The sequence below is a fragment of the Caldicellulosiruptor sp. F32 genome (assembly GCF_000404025.1).
Taxonomy (GTDB): domain Bacteria; phylum Bacillota; class Thermoanaerobacteria; order Caldicellulosiruptorales; family Caldicellulosiruptoraceae; genus Caldicellulosiruptor; species Caldicellulosiruptor saccharolyticus.
In genome coordinates this window covers 11,932-34,628 of record NZ_APGP01000069.1, presented here as the reverse complement: position 1 = coordinate 34,628, position 22,697 = coordinate 11,932, and the positions used below count along the sequence as shown (strand labels likewise).

The following is a 22,697-nucleotide window of genomic DNA, read 5'->3' as shown; positions in this document are numbered from 1 at the left end:
GAAGAGATAGATGACCAAAAAAACAAAGATTGCGATTTTTGCATCTGTGGCTGTTGTGCTACTGATAATCCTCATTGCCGTAACTCCAGAGATAGTAAAGTACATTGATGAGAACAGAGCTGTTGCCATTGTAAATGGTGAGAAGATTACTAAAAAGGAATTTTCTATCAACTACAAGTCTCAAATTGATTACTATGGACTTGACAAAGCTTTTTTGGCGCAGAAGGTTGGTAGCAAGACTTATGAGGAGCAGATAAAGGAGAATGTACTCGATGGTCTTATTGTAAGACAGATAGAACTTCAGCAAGCTAAAAAGAGAAATATCACATTAACTGCTCAGGAGAAAAAGGCAATAGAAGACCAAATTAACCAGTATAAAAATGACTCACAAAACGGACTGCAGTTTAAACAATATCTTCAAACCATTGGCGCAACAGAGGATGAGTACAAAGACCAGATTATAAAATCACAGATTGTCTCAAAGCTTTTTGATGAGCTAACAAAAAATCAAACAGCCTCTATGTCTGAGATAGAAAGCTACTATAATTCACATAAGTCTGATTATATCCAGGTAAAGGCAAGTCATATTCTATTTAAAGTTTCAGACTCAAAAGAGGAAGCTACAAAAAAGAAAAAAGCAGAAGAAGTTTTGCAGATGATTAAAAATGGGCAGAACTTTGAAAAACTTGCTAAAAAGTATTCTGAGGATGAGAATACAAAACAAAAAGGAGGAGACCTTGGGTATTTTAGAAAAGGTGAGATGGTAAAAGAATTTGAGGATGTAGCATTTTCTCTTGGCATTGGCGAGATAAGTGGAATTGTCAAAACAAGCTATGGGTTTCACATTATAAAGGTGACAGATAGAAAACAGCTTGCTTTGAACGATGTAAAGGACGAGATAAAATCAACAATAGAAACTCAGAAAAAACAACAATATTTCCAAAGCTTGCTTGAAAAGTGGAAAAAAGAGGCAAAGATAAAGAAGTTTGAAAATGTCCTAAAGAGCGTTTCTATATAAAAATCTTTTTAGAGGTTTGTGTTTGAGGTGCTTTGAAAGTGGACTTTTTAGAAAAGGTAAGATGGACAATTGAAAAACATAATATGCTCAAAAAAGGCGACAAGGTTTTAATTGGCTGTTCTGGTGGAATTGATTCAATGGTGCTTTTGGATTGTATTTACAGATTAAAGGATGAGTATGAACTTGATATTACTGTTGCGCACCTTAACCATATGCTAAGACAAGAGGCAATAGAGGATGAACTATTTGTAATTGATACTTGTAAGAGGTATAATATTAAATGTATAACAAGGTCAATTGATGTTAGAAAGATCAAGGAAGAACGAAAACTTTCAGAAGAGGAAGCAGGAAGACTTGCAAGGTACAATTTTTTTTATGAACTTGTAAATAGTTTAGGACTCAGCAAGATTTTATTAGGACATAATAAAAATGATGTTGTTGAAACCTTCTTTTTGAATCTATTCAGAGGAAGCGGACTTGATGGTCTTGCATCAATCCCGCCTGTGCGCGATATTGTTGCAAGACCACTTATATATATGTCAAGAGAAGAGATTGAAGAGTATGCGAAAGAAAATGGCATAAAGTATGTCATAGATAAGACAAACTTTTCATCAAAGTATAAGCGAAATGTCGTAAGAAACCAGATTTTACCGGTTATAAGAGAAAAATTTGGGGATGGAGTAATTGATACTATTTTCAGGACAATAAATATAATAAGAGATGAAAATATCCAGATAAATGAACTTGTTGAAGACGCTTTTAATGAGTGTGTCAGGAAAGAAGATTTTTACTATGTCCTTGACATAAAACACGTAATCACCTTACAACCTTTTTTACAGAGAAGACTTGTAAAAAGGACTCTCAAAGAGTTTGACATGCCAATTTCAGTTGAGATAGTTGAAGACGTATTAAAGCTCTTTTCACTTCCTTCTGGTAAAAAGAAGGTATTTGATGATTTGATTGTTGAGAAGCAAAATGAAGCTATTGTATTTTACAAAAAGGCAGAGGAGAAAACCTTTTGCTTTGAAATTCCATTAAAAGAGGAGTATGATATAAGATATAGAAATTTTGAATTCAAACTTAAAGTTACAAATGAAAAGGAAAAAGAAGATAGCATTTATATTGATGCTGAGCAAATAGTTGATGGGAAACTATTTTTCAGAACAAGAAGAGATGGTGATTTTATACAGCTAAAAGTGGGTAAGAAAAAACTAAAAGAATGGTTTATTGATAAAAAGATTCCGAAGCGTTGGCGAGATAATATTCCACTTATTACCAAAGACAGTGAAGTAATTGTCATATTTGATATATATTCAAATGCAGTAACAATAAATCAAAAATATAAAGTAAAACCACAAACAAGGCAATTTTTAAAGATAAAATTCACAAAACTGGAGGGAGTTTGATGGTAGTGAAAGACATAACAATGAAAGTAAAAGAGATTTTGATAACAGAAGAGCAGATTCGTCAAAAAGTAAAAGAGCTTGGTCAGAAAATATCTGAGGACTATAAAGACAGTGATGATTTCTTGATGGTGTGCATATTAAAAGGCGGAGTTGTGTTCATGGCAGATTTGCTGAGGCAAATAACAATTCCTGTTAAGATAGAATTCATGGCTGTTTCCAGCTATGGTAATTCAACCTCTTCGTCAGGTATAGTCAGAATACTCAAAGACCTTGACACGAGCATTGAAGGAAAGGACGTTTTACTTGTTGAGGACATTGTTGACACAGGCCTTACTCTAAAATACATCACGGAATACTTAAAAGGGAGAAGACCGCGAAGTCTCAGGATTTGTACCATGCTTGACAAACCAAGTAGAAGGAAGGTTGATGTAGAGATACATTATAAAGGGTTTGAGATACCAGACAAGTTTGTTATAGGGTATGGTCTGGATTATGCAGGTCTTTATAGGAATCTACCTTATATTGGTGTTTTAGAGTGAGAAAACCTTAAAGTTTAACTTTATAAATTGAAAGGAGTGCCTATCTACAATTGAGGAACTTATTCAAAACAGCAACAATTTACATTTTAATTGCTTTGGTAATTTTATTGCTGGTTGACATTTTAAGTGGTGGGCTTAGTTACAACCAGCTTTGGAATATGAGTGAAAAGAGAAACGTCATTTACTCAGAGTTAATAAATGACATCAATGATGGAAAAGTCTCACGAATAGTACTTAGTTATAACAATGTCTCTGGCCAGTATAAGGATGGAACAAAGTTTGACAATGTATTTGTGCCGTCACCTGACAAGTTTTTAGACCAGATACAGCCAGCAATTGAATCAAAGAAAGTAGAGATTGTGACAAAAGAACCTCCTCAGGTTCCATGGTGGCTATCAACGTTTTTACCAATGTTGATTTTTGCAGGACTTATGATTTTTGTATGGATCTTTATGCTCCAGCAGACACAAGGCGGCGGCAGTAAAATAATGTCTTTTACAAAGTCAAGAGCAAAGACCATTCAGGACTTAAAAAAGAAAGTGACATTTGCTGATGTTGCAGGTGCTGATGAAGAAAAGGAAGAGTTAAAAGAGGTTATAGATTTTCTCAAAAACCCGAGGAAGTATATAGAGCTTGGTGCAAGGATTCCAAAGGGTATTTTACTTGTCGGACCACCTGGCACAGGTAAGACGCTTTTAGCAAAGGCTGTTGCGGGTGAGGCAGGTGTTCCGTTTTTCAGCATATCTGGTTCTGACTTTGTTGAGATGTTTGTTGGTGTTGGTGCTGCAAGGGTAAGAGACTTATTTGACCAGGCAAAGAGAAATGCACCTTGTGTTGTATTTATAGATGAGATAGACGCAGTTGGTCGTCACAGAGGAGCAGGGCTTGGCGGAGGTCATGACGAAAGAGAGCAAACTTTAAACCAGCTTCTTGTCGAGATGGATGGTTTTGGAACAAATGAGGGAATAATTGTCATGGCAGCAACAAACAGACCCGACATCTTAGACCCTGCGCTTTTGCGACCTGGTAGATTTGACAGGCAGATTGTTGTAAACATTCCAGATGCAAAGGCAAGAGAAGAGATTTTAAAGGTCCACGCGAGAAACAAACCACTCGGGTCTGATGTTGACCTTTCTCAAATAGCAAAGATAACAGCAGGCTTTACAGGTGCAGACCTTGAGAACCTTTTAAATGAAGCTGCGCTTTTGGCTGCGCGAAAGAGCAAAAAACAAATCAACATGGAAGAAGTCCAAGAGGCTGTTGCAAAGGTTTTGATGGGTCCTGAAAAGAGAAGCAGAGTGTACACAGAAAAAGAAAAGAAACTTACAGCATACCATGAAGCAGGTCATGCGATTGTAAGAACCATGATTCCTGATGCAGAACCTGTTCATGAAGTTTCAATTATACCACGAGGATATGCTGGTGGGTACACAATGTATCTGCCAAAAGAGGATAAGTTTTATGCATCAAAGTCTGATATGATGAGGGAGATTATTACTCTTCTTGGTGGAAGGGTAGCAGAAAAACTTGTTTTGGAGGATGTATCAACTGGAGCATCATCAGACATAAAGCGTGCAACCAAAATTGCAAGGGATATGGTTACAAAGTATGGCATGTCTGATAAACTTGGTCCTATGACATTTGGGACAGAGCAGGAAGAGGTATTTTTAGGCAGAGACCTTGCACTTGCAAGAAATTACTCTGAGGAGGTTGCAGCTGAGATAGACAGAGAAATCAAGAGCATAATTGAAGAGGCTTATAAAAAAGCTGAAGAGATCCTCAAACAAAACATTGACAAACTACACAAGGTGGCGAATGCACTTTTAGAGAAGGAAAAACTAACAGGCGAAGAGTTCAGAAGGCTTGTATTCGAAGATGCACAGCCACAGCCTGCGTAATGTATAAGGTTTAAAGATATTTTGAGGTGGATAGAGTGAGTATGAAATTTAAAAATAGATATTGCAATTTTATACTGAATGTAATATAATAATGAACGTGAGGACAAAGGCGTTCTCAAGTGGAGTGGGATGCCTTTGTCCTTTTTTGTTTATAGAATCAAAAAAATCTAATAAATGGAGGGGAAGGTCGGATGAAGAACTACACCAAGGAAGACATTATTCGCATCTGCAAAGAGCAGGATGTTAAATTTATCAGACTCCAGTTTGTAGACATTTTCGGTATTTTAAAGAACGTTGCTGTTCCAGTTGAGCAGCTGGAAGCTGTACTGAACAATGAGGTTATGTTTGACGGCTCATCAATTGAAGGGTTTGTAAGAATTCAAGAATCAGACATGTATTTAAGACCAGACCTAAATACATTTACAATCTTTCCATGGAGACCAACACCAAACAAGGTCGCAAGACTTATTTGTGATGTATATCTACCAGATGGTACACCATTCCCTGGCTGTCCACGTGGTGTTTTGAAGAAGATGCTCAAAAAAGCAGAGGAAATGGGCTTTAAATTCTATGTTGGTCCAGAGATTGAGTTCTTCTTGTTCTTGACAGACGAAAATGGCAATCCAACTTTGCAGACACATGACAAAGGCGGATACTTTGATTTGGCCCCGGTTGATTTAGGCGAGGATGCAAGAAGAGATATGGTTTTGACATTAGAGGAAATGGGATTTGAGATAGAGGCATCTCACCATGAGGTTGCACCTGGCCAGCACGAGATTGACTTCAAATATGATGACGCACTCTACACAGCTGACAACGTTGTTACATTTAAACTTGTTGTAAAGACAATTGCACAAAGACATGGGCTTCATGCAACATTCATGCCAAAGCCAATATTTGGTATTAACGGTTCTGGTATGCACACAAATATGTCTCTTGCAAGGGTTTCTGATGGCAAGAATGCGTTCTTGGACCCAAATGACAAGCTTCAACTTTCAAAAGAAGCATACTATTTCATTGGTGGTCTTATGAAACACGCAAGAGAGTTTGCACTTGTTACAAATCCGCTTGTAAATTCATACAAGAGACTTGTGCCAGGTTATGAAGCTCCTGTTTACATTGCATGGTCACCAAGAAACAGAAGCCCACTTATAAGAGTTCCAGCAAAGAGAGGTCAAGCAACAAGAGTTGAGCTGAGATGTCCAGATCCATCAGCAAATCCATACCTTGCATTTGCAGCAGTTTTAGCAGCAGGGCTTGATGGAATAAAGAATAAGATTGAGCCACCAGAGCCAATTGAAGAGAACATCTTTATTATGACCGATGAAGAAAGGGCAAAGCGTGGCATTGGTAGCCTGCCAGGAAGCCTTGAGGAGGCAATTAAAGAGTTTGAGAATAGCCAGCTCATGAGAGAAACTTTGGGTGGCCATATATTTGAAAAATACTTGGAAGCAAAGAAACTTGAATGGGACGACTACAGAACAAAGGTACATCAATGGGAGATTGATGCATATCTTACAAAGTACTAATTACACACAAAAACGGGTGGAAACTGGAAGCAAGGTTGCCACCCGTTTTTTTATTTCCTTTCTTTGGTTTTTAAATAGTTGTCGGTGCTTCATGGTACCTTTTTAATCATTGCTATTTACAGATATCTTTGAAAATACCCTGTAAAGATTCAACAGAATGCCAACAGGATAGAAACTTTGGGTCAAACAAAAAAGTTTTGGTGCATATAATCCTAAGTAGAAAGCAATTTTGGAGGACAAGGTTTTGAAAGAGGATATAGAAAAAAGGGCGCTTTTAGCAGCTGAACTTTTAATTAGGTACAATTCAACTGTTAGAAAGGTTGCTAAGGTCTTAGGTGTGTCAAAGTCAACAGTTCACAATGATCTTACCTACCGCCTTAATAAAATAAACAAATGGCTTTATAAGCAGGTAAGAGCAATTCTTGAGAAAAACAAGCAAGAAAGACATATTCGAGGTGGTGAAGCGACAAAGAAGAAGTATTCTGCAAAAAAAGAGCAGCTTGTATCAAAAAATAGTGGTATAATATAACGTATAAATACCAAAGCACCTTTTAAATGTAGAGGAGAGAAATTAAAATGAGAGCAAACTTTGAAGAACTAGTCAAAATAATGGACATTCTTCGTGAGAAGTGTCCATGGGATAGACAGCAGACGCATAAAAGCCTAAAAAAATACCTGATTGAAGAGACATATGAGGTTATTGAGGCGATAGATGAAAATGACTACAGTAAACTTAAAGAAGAGTTGGGAGATTTGCTTTTGCAGGTTGTCTTCCACGCAAAGATAGCTCAGGAAAGAGGCGCTTTTGATATTTACGAGGTAATCTATGATATATGCCAAAAAATGAAAAAAAGACACACTCATGTGTTTGGAGAAGATAATTTTAAAACTGCCGATGAGGTTTTGCAAAATTGGGACAGAATAAAAAGTAAAGAGAAAGAAATCAAAACAGTGAGTGAGGCAATGCAAAGTATTCCAAAACACCTTCCTGCTCTTATGCGAAGCTATAAAGTTCAAGAGAAGGCAGCGAAAGTTGGTTTTGACTGGGAAGATTACAAAGATGCTTTAAAAAAGGTATATGAGGAACTTGGCGAGTTTGAGGAGAGTTTGTCGAAAAATAGCGCTCATGACAAGTTGGAAGAGGAACTTGGTGATGTTCTTTTTGCGGTTGTAAATGTTGCAAGGTTTTTTAACATAGATCCTGAAGAAGCACTTTCCAAAACAATACAAAAGTTTATAACCAGATTCTCTTATGTAGAGGAACAAGCAGAAAAACAAGGTAAAAAATTGAATGAGATGACGTTAAAAGATATGGACAAATTTTGGGAAGAGGCAAAAAAAATTTAAAAAAGGCTTGAAAAAAGAAGGATTTTTGATATAAATATAGAATAGAAAGATTTAGAACATTACAAAATACGCGAGGAGGTAAGAAGTAATGAACAAAACAGATTTAGTATCGGCAATGGCAGAGAAGAGTGGGCTTACCAAAAAGGACGCAGAAAAGGCACTCAATGCGTTTGTAGATGCTGTTACAGAGGCACTCTCTAAGGGGGAAAAGGTTCAGCTTGTCGGATTTGGTTCATTTGAAGTAAGAGAAAGGGCAGAGAGAGTTGGAAGAAACCCACAGACACAGGAAGAGATTAAGATTCCAGCAACTAAGGTTCCTGTATTCAAAGCAGGCAAGATGTTAAAAGACGCTGTTGCAAAGTAAGATTTTTAAAGAGGGGCTGTGAATTTTTAGTGTTAAGGCTGCAGCAAAAATGAGAAAATAAGAGCTGCAGCCCTAAATTTTTGTGTACAAAAAAGGGTGAGGGTTTGCAAGAATGCGGATAGACAAATATCTAAAAGTGTCGAGAATTATCAAAAGAAGAACGCTTGCTCAAGAAGCATGCAATAGTGAAAGAGTTTTTGTAAATGGCAAGGTGGCAAAACCTTCGACAGAGGTAAAGGTTGGCGATATTATTGAGGTGCGCTTTGGTGATAAGATTTTTAAATGCAGGGTTACAAGTGTGGATGAAAAGGTTCAAAAAAATCTTGCGAGCAATATGTATGAGGTGATTGAGTAGATTTGGGTCATATTTTGATAGTAAAGAGAATATAGTTTATTATGTAACTTGTATGTGTTTAAAAGGAAAATCAAAATGGTAGCTGATGATAGAAAAAATGTAAAGTCAAAGTTTCACAATGTTCTTATAGAGAACAGAGAAAAGATTACAATAAACGGCGTTGACGATGTTGAAAGCTTTGACGATAATAACGTCATGTTGGTGGTTGACGAAGAACTTCTCATCATCAAAGGATTTGATTTGAAGATAAACAAAATCAATACAGAGACAGGAGAGGTATTTATAGAAGGTCAAGTTTATTCACTTGAATATGGTGAGCCGCCCAAAAAAGGACTGATTGGAAGACTTTTTAAGTAAAGAGGCTGAAAAAATGCAGGGCGTTTTTGATCAGCTTTCAGACTTTCTTTCTTGTTTGATTATTGGGGCGGTAGTTGGATTAATATACGATACCTTCTTTTTCAAAAAAACCTTGAAAAGGCGCAAAAGAGATTTACTATTTTTTATGTCTTCTACTTTATCCACTATTGCAGTAATTTCATGTTTGTATTTTATAAACTACTATACTATTAGATGGTATACATTTTTGGCTATCGTGTGTGGTTTTTGGCTCTACAAAAATTCAATATCTTTTTTCTACAAAAGTATTTTAAGAAGCGTGAACAAAGTTTTATCTTTTACCAAGAAATAATTTGTGATAAAATATAACTACACTTTTTGGAATACTCAAAAGGAAGACAAGCTGTGAAAAAGATTTTTAAAGTAGTAAAAAGGCTTTTTGTACTTGCATTTGTAATACTTTTTTTAATATATTCTGTGACAACAGTTGTAAAACAACATATGATTTTACAACAGGTAAAAGCGCAGCAGTATGAGACAATCAAGCAAATTGAAAAACTGAAAAAAGAAAATGAATATTTAAGAAGACTTGCCCAGTATGTCCAGACAAAAGAATACATCCAGCAGGTTGCACGAGAGAAACTTGGGCTTGTAGGAAAGGATGAGATTGTGTTTATTGACAAGAATAAAAAGAGAAAGCAATAAAGGAGGCTTTTTTGTGTCGGTTAAAAAAGGCAGTATAGCGCAAGGCAAAGACAGCAACCAGAGACTTAAGTGAGTACAGTAGACGATTTGATGGCAGAAGAAATTAAAAGCCTGTTTTGAATTTAAAACAGGCTTTTAATTTAAGAAGGTATGTCAAAAAAATATCAAAGAGGATGAGGAGGATAAAAATTGTTTAAAAAAAAGAACGTCTCTCTTGCGGTTGTAAGAAGACTGCCAAGGTATTTGCGGTATGTAGAAGATTTGTTGAACCATGACATTACGAGGATTTCCTCATCAGAGCTAAGCCAAAGGATGGGGTATACAGCTTCTCAGGTAAGACAAGATTTCAACAATTTTGGCGGGTTTGGTCAGCAAGGGTATGGTTATAGCACTCAGGTTCTCTATGAGAACCTTGTTAAAATATTAGGGCTTGATAAAAACTTCAAGATGGTAATTGTTGGTGTAGGCAATTTGGGACAAGCTTTAGCAAATTACGCCAACTTTTATAAAAAGGGTTTCAGACTTGTGGGACTATTTGATGTCGACCCTCAAAAGGTTGGAAAAAGTATCAGGAATATAAAGATACAGCATATTGATGAGCTCAAAGATTTTATAAAGAAAAACGATGTTGACATTGGAGTTTTATGTGTGCCGTCAGAGGTTGCTCAAGAGGTTGCAAACCTCATGGTTGAAGGCGGCATAAAAGGAATCTGGAATTTTACTACAAAAGAGATTGAGGTAAAAGATGATGTTGTTGTGGAAAATGTCCATTTGATAGACAGCCTGATGGTACTATCGTATAAGTTAAATGAAAAACTGCTTGAAAAGCAGGAAGCAAGTCAAAAATAAATTCTATTGAGGTGGCAAAACATGGAGTTTGTGAGTACGCGAGGAGACCAGAAGGTGCTCTCAAAAGAAGCAATTTACCATGGAATAGCAAACAATGGAGGGCTTTTTACCCCAGTTAGTATACCAAAAATTGATTTTGAGCATTTAAAAGAGCTAAATAGTTACAAAGAAATTGCAAGGTGTATCTTTTCACTTTATCTTACTGACTTTTCTAAAGAAGAGATTGATGATTGCATAGAAAAAGCATATGCAACTGGTAAATTTGATACAAAAGATGTAGTTGAGCTAAAGAAGCTTGACGGTAACCTGTTTGCACTTGAACTTTGGCATGGGCCAACTTATGCTTTTAAAGATGTTGCGCTACAAGTGCTGCCACACCTTTTGATAAGGTCGATGCCAGATAGCTATAAAAAAGCACTCATATTGGTAGCAACATCAGGCGATACAGGAAAGGCTGCCCTGGAGGGTTTTAGAGATGTCGAGAAGACCAAGATTGTAGTCTTTTATCCTTCTGAAGGTGTGTCTGACGTACAAAAAAGACAGATGACAACTCAGGAAGGCAAGAACACTTATGTTGCAGGGATAATAGGTAACTTTGACGATGCTCAAAGTGGTGTAAAAGAGATCTTTACAAATCCAAGATATATAGAGACAATCAATAAAATGGGCTATTTCTTCACATCAGCAAACTCTATAAACTTTGGACGACTTTTGCCTCAGATTGTCTACTATATCTGGAGCTACTTAGAACTTTTGAGAAAGGGATTTATAAAGGAAAGCGAAAAGGTAAACTTTGTTGTGCCAACAGGGAATTTTGGGAATATCTTGGCTGGGTACTTTGCAAAGCGTATGGGCCTTCCAATAAATAGACTTATTGTTGCATCAAACATAAACTCTGTTGTTTCCGATTTTATTAAAACAGGTATTTATGACAGACGAAGAGAGTTTTACAAAACAATCTCACCATCTATGGATATATTGGTTGCCAGCAATTTAGAAAGGCTTTTGTACTTGGTCACAGGCAACTTTGAGATGGTGAAAAAATACATGTTAGATTTGAGAGAGAATGGGTATTTTAAAGTTGAAAATGATGTTTTAAAGTCAATACAATCAGATTTCTGGGGAGATTTTTCAACAGATATTGAAACTAAAAAGGCAATAAAACGAGTTTACAAAGAGTTTTCTTATCTTATTGACACGCATTCAGCAGTCGGATTTGATGTTTATAGAAAATACCACGATAAAACTTCTGATGTGACAAAGACAGTAATTTTGCAGACTGCAAACCCATACAAGTTTGCCAAGGATGTTCTCAACGCCTTGTTTGATGATGAATATAATAATATTGATCCGTTTGAAGCAGTCGAAGTTCTGTACCAAAAAACAAAGGTCGAGATTCCAGAGGGAATAAAGAGGCTTTTGTCAAAAGCAGTTTTGCACCCTGATGTGATTAAGAAAGACAAAATGTTTGACTTTATATTAGAGAAAATAAAAGATAACTGAAGATAGTTTAAAAAAAGTGTACAAAAATATAAAAATTTAAGCTAAAAAGGGTTGAAAAACGAATTTTTTGTGCTAAAATAGAAGTTGAAAAAAGTGAATATTGCAAAAATATCTCGGTAGGCGAGGCTCCTACAGGGATATAGGCTGCTGCCGCGAAAGATTGGAGACAATCTGAGCTGGTAAACAGGTTTTGCCGAATCCAAGGCATAACCTAATGCAGCTTTTTATGCCGTGTAGTGCCAAAGCTTGTACGAGGTAGCTAAAAAGGGTAAAGTGTGCTTTCACCTCGTTTTAAGCTTTGGGTGAAAGCACTTTTTGTTTGTATGCAAAATTTAAACTAGCCTCTAAAACTTTATGATTAAAGGAGATGAGAGGACAGATGGATTCTGGTCCTGTGAGTAGACAGGATTGGAGAAAGGAAAAAGTAAAAAGCTCTTTTTCAAAAGAGTGGAGGGGTGCTAACTTGTTGATTTGATAGTCGAAAGCAAGTAAACGAGGGCTTTTTGTCCCTTTTTGCAATAGATTTTGAAAACCTATTTAGCACCCCTCCACAAAAGGAAAAACTAATTTAAAAGGAGGGGTGCTAAGATGGCTAATGTCACAAGTTTTTACCTCAGCAGAGTTATTGGCAACAAGGTATACTCAGAAGACAAAAAAGTTCTGGGAAGACTCATGGACCTAATTGTTGACGCAAAGAACATCAGGCCCAAAGTAATTGCTGCAAAAGTAAAGAGAGGAAAGAGTATCCAAATAGTAGATTTTTCGTTCTTTATAATTTACAAGGAAAAAGGGCAATATGTAATTGAAACCAGGAACTTAAAGCCGATTGATGTTCAAAAAGAAGATACGATAATGCTTGTAAAGCATATCCTTGACAAGCAGATAGTTGATATGAACGGCAGAAAGGTTGTAAGGGTAAATGATATAAGACTTGCAATTTTATCAACAGGCGTTTATGTAATTGCAGTTGATATTGGATTAGAAGGGTTGTTGAGGAGGCTTGGCCTTGCAAAGCCTCTCAAAAAGGTATTAAAGCCTCTTGGCAAGAGCATCCCATCTCGACTCATCTTATGGGATGACGTTGAGCCTCTTGCATCACCGCACTCGGATTTAAAACTTTCAACCACATACTCAAAGCTCTCAACTTTGCATCCGTCGGATTTAGCAGATATCATTGAAGAGCTTGACAAAAAGACTCAAGCATATGTATTTTCAACTTTGGACGAGGAAAAGGCAGCAGATGTTTTGGAAGAGCTTGATGTTGAGGCACAGCGAAATGTCCTCGAAAGTCTTCCTGTTGAAAAAGCTGCAGATTTGCTTGAAAAGATGCCAGCAGACGAGGTTGCAGATATATTGGATGAAATAAAAGAGGAAAGAGCAGAAGAGCTTTTGAACGAGATGGAAAAAGAGGCATCAGAGGAAGTAAAAGAGCTGATGGATTATCCCGAGAATACTGTTGGAAGTATTATGACAACAGATTTTATCGCGTTCAAGACCCACTTTACAGTTGAGCAAACAATAGAAGAACTAAGACGTTTAAAGCCAGAGCCAGATGAGATTTACTATTTATATGTGATTGACAATGAAGAGAGGCTTTGTGGTGTTGTGTCTTTGCGCGACTTGGTAATTTCTGAGCCACAAACTCCACTTTATGAGATTATGAGTAGAAATGTTGTGTATGTAAAAGATATGGACAATGTAAACTCTCTTGTGGAGATTATTTCAAAATACAGCTTATTGGCTGTCCCTGTGGTTGATGATGACAAAAGACTAATTGGTGTTGTGATAATAAATGACATAGTTTATGAACTACTCAAAGTACGAAAAAAATTAGTATAGCCAAAGTTATTGACGGCAAATGAGGTGATAGAAGATGCCACAGATAGCAAAAGAGCAGCGTCTTAAAAGGATACTTTTCATATTAAGTGTTATTGGACCGGGGCTTGTGACTGCAACTGCTGATAATGACGCATCTGGAATTGCGACATACGCAATGGTTGGTGCAATGTTTGGCTATAAGATGCTTTGGGGATTATTTTTGATAACAATAAGTTTAGCAGTTATCCAAGAAATGGCTGCACGGATGGGCGTTGTAACAGGGAAAGGTCTTTCTGACCTTATTAGAGAACACTTTGGTGTCAAGATGACATTTTTTGCAATGATTACTCTGCTTATTGCTAATCTTACAACAACAATTGGCGAATTTGCAGGTATTGCAGCAAGTCTTGAGATATTTGGAGTCTCAAAATATATCTCTGTTCCTTTAACAGCTATTTTTGTGTGGTATATTATAAACAAAGGTTCATATAAGAAAACAGAGAAATTTTTTCTTGCTCTTATGGTAATATATATAAGCTATATAATTTCAGGTTTTTTAGCAAAGCCGGAGTGGAAAGAGGTATATAAAAATACATTTATTCCTTCTTTCAGTTTCAATTCAAGTTTCATTTTAATTTTTATTGCAATGATAGGAACCACAATTACTCCTTGGATGCAATTTTATCTGCAATCATCCGTGGTTGATAAAGGTGTTGATGTAAAAAACCTCAAATACCAAAGATGGGATGTGTTTTTAGGAGCGTTCTGGACAGATTTTATTGCATTTTTCATCATTGTAGCAACAGCAGCAACCTTGCACAAACATGGGATTGTGATTGAAACAGCAGAAGATGCAGCAAAAGCTCTTCAACCATTTGCAGGAAAATATGCATCAGCACTTTTTGCAGTTGGACTTTTTGGTGCATCACTATTGGGAGCTCATATTTTACCTTTATCTACTGCATATGCTGTAACTGAGGCTTTTGGGTTTGAAAATGGACTGAACAAGAAGATGAGAGAAGCGCCTGTTTTTTATGGTTTAATACTTTTGTTCATTGTCATAGGAGCAGGTGTTATTTTACTTCCAAATATTCCTTTAATAAAGCTTATGATAATCGCTCAAGAAATAAATGGTATATTGCTACCAATAATCTTGATTTATATGTTAAAGCTGACAAATGACAAAGAGATTATGGGGGAGTACGTAAATTCGAGGACATTTAATATAATTGCGTGGATAACAGTTGTATTTATAATAATTCTCACATTAATACTGCTTGTCGAGCCTTTCTTAGGTGTGTTAAAATAAATCAACATTTGATTTTTAAACTATTACACAAAACAAAAATGGCGGAGAGAGTGGGATTCGAACCCACGGTACCGCTTTTGGCGGTACGCGCGATTTCGAGTCGCGTGCCTTCGACCACTCGGCCATCTCTCCGCCTCTTTTTATTTTTGCACTATCGATTATAATCTATCTTTTGCTCATTTTCAAGACAAAGATTTTCATTTTGCAATTGACAATTCCACAAAATAGAAGTAATATATTTATTAAAGTGAATAATGTGAACAAAATTGTGCACCATAATAAAGTACTAATACATGAGAGACTTTATTACCCAACTTTAAGGAGGATGTTCACGAGAGGTTTATTTTAAATAAGGAGAGATTTTTGCAAAAGACATATAAAAAGGCAAGGTGATCTTGTTTGAAAAGCACATCAAAACTACAAGAGATGAAGTTAAAAAATATTACCGAGATAGCAGAAAGTGTAGGTCTGAGCGAAGATGACATTGAGCTTTATGGAAAGTACAAAGCAAAGATAAGTTTAAATGTTCTAAAGCGAAAACCCCAGCAAAGAGAAGGTAAAGTAATTTTGGTCACATCAATAAACCCAACGCCATACGGTGAGGGCAAGACAACAACAGCAATTGGTCTTTCGATGGCTATAAACAGGCTTGGATTTAAATCAATTGTAACACTGAGAGAGCCTTCCTTAGGACCATATTTGGGAATTAAAGGTGGAGCAACAGGGGGTGGAGTTGCTCAGGTTTTGCCGAGCACTGATATAAACCTTCACTTTACAGGCGACATTCATGCGGTAACAAGTGCAAATAATCTACTTTGCGCCGCGGTTGACAATCACATCTACCATGGAAATGAGCTAAATATCAATCCAAAAGCTGTAATGGTAAAAAGAGCAGTGGATATGAATGATAGGGCTTTAAGAAATATTGTCATTGGGCTTGGAGATGGGCAAAGAGGTGCTGTGCGTGAGGACGGATTTATCATTTCTGTAGCTTCAGAAGTGATGGCAATACTTTGCTTGTCAAATGATTTAGAAGACTTAAAAGAGAGGCTTGGGAACATCTTAGTAGGTTTTTCTTATGACAAAAAGCCTATATACGCCAAGGACTTGAAGGTTCATGGGGCAATGGCGCTATTGTTAAAAGACGCTATAAAACCAAATCTTGTTCAGACATCAGAAGCTACTGCTGCAATAATTCATGGAGGGCCGTTTGCAAACATTGCACACGGCACAAACAGCATAATTGCAATTAAGATGGCACAAAAGCTTTCAGATTATGTTGTTGTTGAAGCTGGATTTGGAGCAGACCTGGGTGCTGAAAAGTTTGTCAATATAGTATCAAGAAAAAGTGGTATATACCCATCAGCTGCAGTTATGGTTGTGACTACAAAAGCGCTAAAATACCATGGCAGCATGGGGGCAAAAGAGAATTTGACAAGTGAAAATATAGATACGCTAAAAAAAGGCTTTAAAAACTTAGAAAAGCACATAGAGAATTTAAAGCTATTGGGGCTTGAGACTATTGTAACTTTAAATAGATTTTCACATGATACTCCTGCCGAAATTTCAGAGATAGAATCTTTTTGCAACGAGTGCGGAGTTGAATTTGCTGTCTCCGAAGCCTATGAGCTTGGGTCAGAAGGTGCTTTGGATTTAGCACAAAAAGTTATTGAGGCAGTGAGCAAAAAAAGAAAAATAAACTTTGTTTATGAGGATTCAGACCCTGTTGAAGAAAAGATAAGAAAGGTTGCAAAGACAATTTATGGTGCTGCGGATGTGCAGTTTTCAAAATCAGCACTTTTGGGTTTAGAACTAATCAAAAAGCTCAATATTGATCATTTTCCCATTTGCATGGCAAAGACCCAGTATTCCTTGTCAGATGACCCAAAACTTTTAGGCAGGCCAAAGGACTTTGTTTTGAATGTGAATGAGATAAGGATTAACAATGGTGCACAGTTTATTGTAGTAATCTGTGGTGACATAATGACAATGCCAGGACTTTCAAAAGACTATGCTGCACTTCATCTTGACATTGATGAAGATGGAAATGTGGTGTGGGTGTGAATATTAATTTTTTAAACAATGTATGTGCACAAAATTGTGAGCAAGGAGGTTGAGATTGATATGATTGACACAACCAAATTTTCACTTGCTGATTTTATGAAGAGTGAAGACAAGAACATAATGGAGCTTGCAAAGGAGTTTTGGGAGTACAAAGAGGATTATATGAGAAGGAGGCATTATCAATACAGACGAGTTTCTATTACAGGTTCTGGGCCAACTATGAAGATAATTGACCACTATACAGGCGAAATTAGAGAAATGATAAACCTTGCGTCAAATGACTATCTAAATCTTACCAAACATCCAAGGACTATAAAGGCAGGGATTGAGGCGGTCAAAAAGTATGGAACGGGTGCTGGGTCTGTGCCACTTCTGGGTGGAACACTTGATATACATGTTGAACTTGAGAAGAAGATTGCAAAATTCAAAGGATGCGAAGATGCACTCATATACACAAGCGGATATGGTTCTAACTTAGGAACAATATCTGCAATTTTACATGAAAAAGATGTTGCTATCTTAGACATGTACGTTCATGCAAGTATAATTGACGGATGCAGAAATACAAATGTAGAGTTTTTTAGGCACAACAACATGGACTCGTTAGAGAAGGTACTTAAAAAAGTAAAAGACAAATACAATACAAAGCTTGTAATAGTTGATGGTGTTTACTCGATGGATGGTGACATTGCACCACTTGACCAGATTGTTGAGATTGCTCACGCTTATGGTGCTTTTGTAATGGTAGATGAGGCACATGCAACAGGTGTGATTGGCAAGAATGGGCGTGGTACACCTGAACACTGCAATGTTGAAGGAAAGGTTGACATAGTTGCAGGTACACTTTCAAAAGCTTTGGGTGCAGTTGGTGGATTTATTGCAACAAACAAGGAACTTGTGAATTATCTACACTTTTACTCAAGAGCGTATATGTTCTCAACAGCACCAACTCCACAAGCAACTGCTTCACTGATTGAGGCTTTGAATGTCATTGAAGAAGAACCAGAGCTAAGACAGAGGCTTTGGGATAATATAAGATACTTCAGAGAAAACTTATTAAAGCTCGGGTTTAATATTGGCAATCAGCAGACAGCAATATTCCCGATTATAATAGGTGATGATTATAAAGTGAAAGAGATGTGTAGAGAACTTCACGAGGCAGGTATCTATGTGAACCCTGTATTCTACCCGGCTGTTCCAAGAAGGTTGTCACGCATAAGAATTTCACTTACAGCAGGGCATACAAAAGAGCATCTTGACAGGACATTAGATGTTCTTGAACACTTAGGGAAGAAATACGGTATAATATAAATCAAGGCATGCTTTTAAGTTGCAAAGAGGCTGCAATTTTAATTGTTGCAGCCTCTAAAAATTTATCACTGATTATTTATAGGAAGGAGTTGAATTACGAAATGAAAGCAGTTGTCTTTGACGCGAGTGTAGGAAAATATATAAGAACCTTAGTTTTAGGGAAAATTTCAAAGAAATTTTTCTACAATAGGCTATCGTGTATCCAGCTCAAAGATATTCCCGAGCCAAAACTTCCATCTGAAAACTATGTCAAGATAAAAACAATGTACGCAGGGATTTGTGGTTCTGACCTGAACCTAATTTTTTTGCATGACTCGCCTTCAACCTCGCCATTTGCTTCATTCCCATTTGTAATTGGCCATGAAAACCTTGGAGTGATAGTTGAAAAGGGGGAGAATGTAACAGAATTTGAGATAGGTGACAGGGTGATTGTAGACCCGGTTTTGGACTGTGACGCAAGAGAACTTCAAAGATGTCCTTCATGCCAAGAGGAAGAGTTTTCAACCTGTTTAAATATTACAGAAGGCATGCTCAAGCCTGGTACCATAATGGGTGCATGCAGTTCAACAGGTGGTTCATGGGGAGAGTATTTTGTTGCTCACAAGTCACAAGTTATAAAGGTACCTGATTCTGTTAAAGATGAAGAGGCAATTTTGGTAGATCCATTAGCGTCTGCCCTTCATCCTGTTATGAGAAATTTCCCGAAGGATTCTGATATGGTTTTGGTATACGGTGCTGGGATAATAGGACTTTTGGTGGTCTGGAGTCTGAGAAAACTTGGTTGCAAAGCAGACATCACTACAATTGCAAAATATAAGTTTCAAGCTGACTTGGCAATGGAATTTGGCGCAAACAGGGTTGTAAGGCCGTCAGAAGATTATTTAGAAGAGCTTGCAAAGGTGTGCGGTGCTAAGATTTTCAAGCCAATGATTGGGGAGAAAGTCTTGCTTGGCGGGTTTGACAAGGTGTTTGACTGCGTTGGTTCAAAGAAAACTATTCGAGATGGTATGTGGCTAACAAAGCAACGCGGAAGCTATGTTCTAGTTGGCCTTGCTTCAGTTGTGAAGGATTTGGATTTGACTCCAATTTGGTTCAAAGAGCTAAATGTAAAAGGAGCTTATTGCTATAGTACAGAGAATATGAACGAGTATAGAATCTCTACTTACCAGCTTGCATTAAATCTTATACAGCAATTTGGAATTCCGTATGATAAATTGATCACTCATTATTTTAACATAAATGACTATCAAAAAGCGATAGAGGTAGCGTCTTCAAAGGGAAGTGAGAAGAGTATAAAAGTTGTGTTTAAATTTTTGTGATTTTTGTATAGATAAGAGGGTATTGATGAATACATTGAAAAGATATTAAAATTGAATTGATATGAAGTAGAGAATTTTTCATGTATCTTTACAAAAACTTAATGTGTATATTTATCAAGAAAATGGGTATATATTTAGAAGAAAACATGAAAGGAATTAGGTAGTTGGTGAGATGAATGAAAGAGAGATTCAATAGAGTATTTGTCATAGTGATATTTACAGAACTTTTATTATTTTGTGCGCTGGTTGCATATGTACAGTTTCAGACTAATACATATAATTTTCTTGCTTGGGTTCTCATATGTTGCAGCGCAGTTTTGATAAATATAGCGGGGTATGTGTTTGGAATACTTCCTTATGTCCAAGAGGTCTGTAATCGGGTTGATAAGATTCAAGAGGTATTAAGGGAGATAGACAATCATTTTAATTTGATGGTAGAGGACAATGCTGAATTTGAAAACTCTATAAATGTTCTCAAAAATCAATTAAAGATTTTAAAGGTTGAGAGTCAAAGAGAAGATGTCTTTTTTGAACAGTATAAAGAGATGATAATACCCAATGTAAAACTTATCTATGATATGGCTAAAAACAAAAACGACAGAGAGATAGAAGGGCTTGCAAAGTCTCTTTTAGACATTATTGATAAAAGCATATATTCAAGACGTACATTTGTTCCACTATGGTATGAAGTAATGTGTTTTCAGACAATTCTGTCAGAATATGTATACTCGGCGATGAATAAGCTCGAGATAGTAATAAATATCCAAGAGGAGGAGCTAAAACAATCACTTGTATTACATGGGATTTTGACATCAGTTGCAACGCTTTTTATTGACTGTGTTAGAAGGCAGCTGCCTATTAAGAATATCATTCAGCTTTCTATAATCAACTTGTCAGGGCATTTAAGCTTACGGCTATATTACAACAATACTATACAGGATTTAAATAAAGCAGAAGAAGTACTCAATATTCTAAAACAGCGATTTTCTCTTTATTATCCTGAAGGTACATATGCTGTAAATTATTCCTTAGGGGGAAATCACTTTATAATCGAGATGTCACTTCCCATAATTGAGTCTTTTGAGAAGTAAAAATTAATCGATATTCAGCATCAAAAGATATTTGAAATATTTCAGAAAATTTAGTATTATTGATATTAAGTTCAGAACAAGACAAGAAGGAATAGGATGAGAATGAAATGGTAACCATAAAGGATATAGCGAGAGAAGCAGGTGTGTCACCTTCAACAGTGTCACGGGTACTTTCAGGTAAGGCAAAGATCTCACCTGAGACAACAAAAAGAGTAATGGAAGCAATAGAGCGGCTTGGATACATTCCAAATGCGAGTGCCAAAAGCCTGGTGATGAAAAAGGCATATTCTATAGGACTTTTCATGCCACGAAGACTTGAACAAACACTTACAAGCACCTTTTTTGACCAAGTTGTATCTGGAATTTGCAGTTATATTAACAATACAGAATATGAAATTGTACTGACTATTGTGCCGCCAGAAAAGGAAAAAGAAAGCTTAGAAAGGCTCATAAAAAGTAGAAAAGTGGACGGCTTTATCCTGCTGACTTCTCGTATAAATGACTATGCTATTAAATATCTTCGATCTATAAAATTTCCTTTTGTCTTAATAGGCTCACCTGATAGGGATAAGGATTATGTGAACTGGGTTGACAATGACAACAAAAGAGCAGGGTTTGACGCAACAGAGTATTTAATCAAGCTTGGACACACTCAAATAGGTTTTTTGGGTGGTATGGAAAATCTTGTTTTGACTCAAGATAGGCTCTCTGGTTACAAAAGCGCTTTGAACAAATATAAACTTCCGATTGAGAGCCAGTATATAATGTTTACTGAGTTTGACGAGCAAAGTTCATATGAAAAGGCAAAGGAAATGCTGATGCTAAAAAACAGACCAACTGCCATTGTTTGTATTGACGAGGTTGTTGCCTATGCAGCAATAAAGGCATGCAAAGAGCTTGAATTGAAAGTAGGCTATGACGTGTCTGTAATTGGGTTTAATGAGTCCATCTTTTCTAAACTGTCTTCACCAAGGCTTACCACAGTTAATACAAACATATTTTATTTGGGCTATTATGCAGCTGAGATGCTGATAAAAGAATTGGAAGAACCTTACAAAACTTACAAGAGGCTCATTGTCGAGCACTCTATTGTAGATGGGGAGACATGTAGTGCTATATAGAACAAAAAAGAGGAGGGAATATTTAATGCAAAAGCATGTTGAGATCAAGAATAAGATTGGGCAGGTATTACGCGGGTACTTACATGTACCAAATGAGTATGAAGGAAAGATTCCTGCAGTTGCAATCTTTCACGGCTTTACAGGTAACAAAATGGAACCACATTTCATATTTGTAAAGTTATCGCGGCTACTTGAAAACCATGGCATTGCAAGTGTTAGGTTTGACTTTGCAGGGTCTGGTGAGTCAGATGGTGAATTTTATGACATGACTGTAACACGGGAAATTGATGATGCAAGATGTATACTTGACTATCTATTTTCACTTGACTTTGTTGACAAACAAAAAGTGTCAATTGTAGGACTCTCTCTTGGTGGAGCAATTTCCTCATATCTTGCTGGTGAGTATAGGGAAAAGCTTCACAAGGTTGTGTTGTGGGCACCAGCAGGAAATATGAAGGAAATTGCAAAGAATGTAGTTGAAAGTAATCCTCTAATAAAGGAGAAAGGATATATCGATTTAGGAGGTCTTCTTTTATCTGAGGATTTTTATTATGATTTACAAAAGTACGACTTTTTTGAAGCAATAAAGAAATATCCAAATAAAGTTTTAATTTTACATGGTACAAACGATACAGCAGTTTCGGTTGAAGTAGGAAGAAAGTACAAAGAGATTTTAGGTGATAGGGCAACACTTGTTGAAATAGAAGATGCAGATCACACGTTTAACAAATACGAATGGGAGAGGGTTGTTTTAGACAAGACAGTTGAGTTTTTAAAGGACTAAGAAAAAGCCAAAAAAGGGCTGGAAAATTAAC

At 36.6% G+C, this 22,697-nt stretch carries 23 protein-coding genes, 1 tRNA gene and 1 riboswitch; of the genes, 22 read left to right on the top strand and 2 right to left on the bottom strand.

Annotated features, from left to right (window positions below):
• Positions 1 to 10: 10 nt before the first annotated feature.
• From H964_RS06840 to thrC, 14 genes are all read left to right on the top strand, one after another.
• Positions 11 to 1,018, top strand: coding sequence for a peptidylprolyl isomerase (locus H964_RS06840; RefSeq protein ID WP_039766000.1), 1,008 nt, complete (start codon positions 11 to 13; stop codon positions 1,016 to 1,018).
• Positions 1,019 to 1,056: 38 nt separating this feature from the next.
• Positions 1,057 to 2,424, top strand: a complete 1,368-nt coding sequence (tilS, locus tag H964_RS06835) for a tRNA lysidine(34) synthetase TilS (protein WP_039765997.1) — start codon at positions 1,057 to 1,059, stop codon at positions 2,422 to 2,424.
• Positions 2,425 to 2,429: 5 nt separating this feature from the next.
• Positions 2,430 to 2,963 (top strand): hypoxanthine phosphoribosyltransferase, encoded by a 534-nt coding sequence (hpt, locus tag H964_RS06830; RefSeq protein ID WP_127351305.1) that lies wholly within the window; start codon positions 2,430 to 2,432, stop codon positions 2,961 to 2,963.
• Positions 2,964 to 3,013: 50 nt separating this feature from the next.
• Entirely contained in the window at positions 3,014 to 4,861 is a 1,848-nt protein-coding gene (gene ftsH / locus H964_RS06825) for an ATP-dependent zinc metalloprotease FtsH (RefSeq protein WP_039765993.1), read from the top strand.
• Between the two features lie 191 nt (positions 4,862 to 5,052).
• Positions 5,053 to 6,390, top strand: coding sequence for a type I glutamate--ammonia ligase (gene glnA / locus H964_RS06820; RefSeq protein ID WP_039765990.1), 1,338 nt, complete (start codon positions 5,053 to 5,055; stop codon positions 6,388 to 6,390).
• A gap of 244 nt (positions 6,391 to 6,634) precedes the next feature.
• A complete protein-coding gene (locus tag H964_RS06815; protein WP_039765989.1) occupies positions 6,635 to 6,919 on the top strand; it encodes a sporulation transcriptional regulator SpoIIID in 285 nt (94 codons plus the stop codon).
• A 47-nt stretch (positions 6,920 to 6,966) separates the two neighbouring features.
• A complete protein-coding gene (gene mazG, locus H964_RS06810; protein WP_039765986.1) occupies positions 6,967 to 7,737 on the top strand; it encodes a nucleoside triphosphate pyrophosphohydrolase in 771 nt (256 codons plus the stop codon).
• Positions 7,738 to 7,825: 88 nt separating this feature from the next.
• On the top strand, positions 7,826 to 8,101 hold the full coding sequence (locus tag H964_RS06805) for an HU family DNA-binding protein (protein ID WP_039765984.1): 276 nt from the start codon (positions 7,826 to 7,828) through the stop codon (positions 8,099 to 8,101).
• Between the two features lie 112 nt (positions 8,102 to 8,213).
• Positions 8,214 to 8,456, top strand: a complete 243-nt coding sequence (locus tag H964_RS06800; protein ID WP_039765982.1) for an RNA-binding S4 domain-containing protein — start codon at positions 8,214 to 8,216, stop codon at positions 8,454 to 8,456.
• Positions 8,457 to 8,531: 75 nt separating this feature from the next.
• Positions 8,532 to 8,813, top strand: coding sequence for a YabP/YqfC family sporulation protein (locus H964_RS06795; protein ID WP_011916755.1), 282 nt, complete (start codon positions 8,532 to 8,534; stop codon positions 8,811 to 8,813).
• Positions 8,814 to 8,826: 13 nt separating this feature from the next.
• Positions 8,827 to 9,144 carry a spore cortex biosynthesis protein YabQ gene (yabQ, locus tag H964_RS06790; RefSeq protein WP_039766017.1) on the top strand — a complete coding sequence of 106 codons (318 nt, stop codon included), beginning with the start codon at positions 8,827 to 8,829 and terminating at the stop codon, positions 9,142 to 9,144.
• Positions 9,145 to 9,197: 53 nt separating this feature from the next.
• The gene (locus H964_RS06785; protein ID WP_011916757.1) at positions 9,198 to 9,497 is read left to right on the top strand and encodes an FtsB family cell division protein; all 300 of its coding nucleotides are present in this window, start codon (positions 9,198 to 9,200) and stop codon (positions 9,495 to 9,497) included.
• A 189-nt stretch (positions 9,498 to 9,686) separates the two neighbouring features.
• A complete protein-coding gene (locus H964_RS06780) occupies positions 9,687 to 10,346 on the top strand; it encodes a redox-sensing transcriptional repressor Rex (protein ID WP_039765980.1) in 660 nt (219 codons plus the stop codon).
• Between the two features lie 21 nt (positions 10,347 to 10,367).
• Positions 10,368 to 11,849 (top strand): threonine synthase, encoded by a 1,482-nt coding sequence (thrC, locus tag H964_RS06775; protein WP_039765978.1) that lies wholly within the window; start codon positions 10,368 to 10,370, stop codon positions 11,847 to 11,849.
• 41 nt (positions 11,850 to 11,890) lie between these two features.
• Here thrC and H964_RS13525 read toward each other — a convergent pair whose 3' ends face one another.
• Positions 11,891 to 11,959, bottom strand: a complete 69-nt coding sequence (locus H964_RS13525) for a hypothetical protein (RefSeq protein WP_408609369.1) — start codon at positions 11,957 to 11,959, stop codon at positions 11,891 to 11,893.
• A riboswitch (M-box (ykoK) riboswitch) is annotated at positions 11,955 to 12,115 on the top strand. Its footprint overlaps the gene before it by 5 nt.
• Positions 12,116 to 12,437: 322 nt before the next feature.
• On the opposite strand from H964_RS13525, the gene H964_RS06770 reads away from it, so the two are divergent.
• Both H964_RS06770 and H964_RS06765 read left to right on the top strand, forming a co-directional pair.
• Positions 12,438 to 13,688 (top strand): magnesium transporter, encoded by a 1,251-nt coding sequence (locus H964_RS06770; protein ID WP_039765975.1) that lies wholly within the window; start codon positions 12,438 to 12,440, stop codon positions 13,686 to 13,688.
• A 34-nt stretch (positions 13,689 to 13,722) separates the two neighbouring features.
• Entirely contained in the window at positions 13,723 to 14,976 is a 1,254-nt protein-coding gene (locus H964_RS06765; RefSeq protein ID WP_039765973.1) for an Nramp family divalent metal transporter, read from the top strand.
• A 39-nt stretch (positions 14,977 to 15,015) separates the two neighbouring features.
• On the opposite strand, the gene H964_RS06760 is transcribed toward H964_RS06765, so the two are convergent.
• A tRNA-Ser gene (locus H964_RS06760) sits at positions 15,016 to 15,108 on the bottom strand.
• Positions 15,109 to 15,402: 294 nt separating this feature from the next.
• Here H964_RS06760 and H964_RS06755 point away from each other — a divergent pair.
• The 6 genes from H964_RS06755 to H964_RS06730 all read left to right on the top strand — a co-directional run bounded on the left by H964_RS06755 (position 15,403) and on the right by H964_RS06730 (position 22,666).
• Positions 15,403 to 17,040 carry a formate--tetrahydrofolate ligase gene (locus tag H964_RS06755; protein WP_442855728.1) on the top strand — a complete coding sequence of 546 codons (1,638 nt, stop codon included), beginning with the start codon at positions 15,403 to 15,405 and terminating at the stop codon, positions 17,038 to 17,040.
• A 60-nt stretch (positions 17,041 to 17,100) separates the two neighbouring features.
• Positions 17,101 to 18,351 carry an aminotransferase class I/II-fold pyridoxal phosphate-dependent enzyme gene (locus H964_RS06750; RefSeq protein ID WP_039765964.1) on the top strand — a complete coding sequence of 417 codons (1,251 nt, stop codon included), beginning with the start codon at positions 17,101 to 17,103 and terminating at the stop codon, positions 18,349 to 18,351.
• Between the two features lie 101 nt (positions 18,352 to 18,452).
• Positions 18,453 to 19,670: a zinc-dependent alcohol dehydrogenase gene (locus tag H964_RS06745; RefSeq protein ID WP_039766015.1), complete on the top strand. Its 1,218-nt coding sequence runs from the start codon at positions 18,453 to 18,455 to the stop codon at positions 19,668 to 19,670.
• 176 nt (positions 19,671 to 19,846) lie between these two features.
• Entirely contained in the window at positions 19,847 to 20,761 is a 915-nt protein-coding gene (locus tag H964_RS06740) for a hypothetical protein (protein WP_039765962.1), read from the top strand.
• Positions 20,762 to 20,868: 107 nt separating this feature from the next.
• A complete protein-coding gene (locus H964_RS06735) occupies positions 20,869 to 21,882 on the top strand; it encodes a LacI family DNA-binding transcriptional regulator (protein WP_039765960.1) in 1,014 nt (337 codons plus the stop codon).
• Positions 21,857 to 22,666 (top strand): alpha/beta hydrolase, encoded by an 810-nt coding sequence (locus H964_RS06730; protein ID WP_156823671.1) that lies wholly within the window; start codon positions 21,857 to 21,859, stop codon positions 22,664 to 22,666. The genes H964_RS06735 and H964_RS06730 overlap by 26 nt, the downstream gene beginning before the upstream one ends.
• The last annotated feature ends 31 nt before the right edge of the window (positions 22,667 to 22,697 follow it).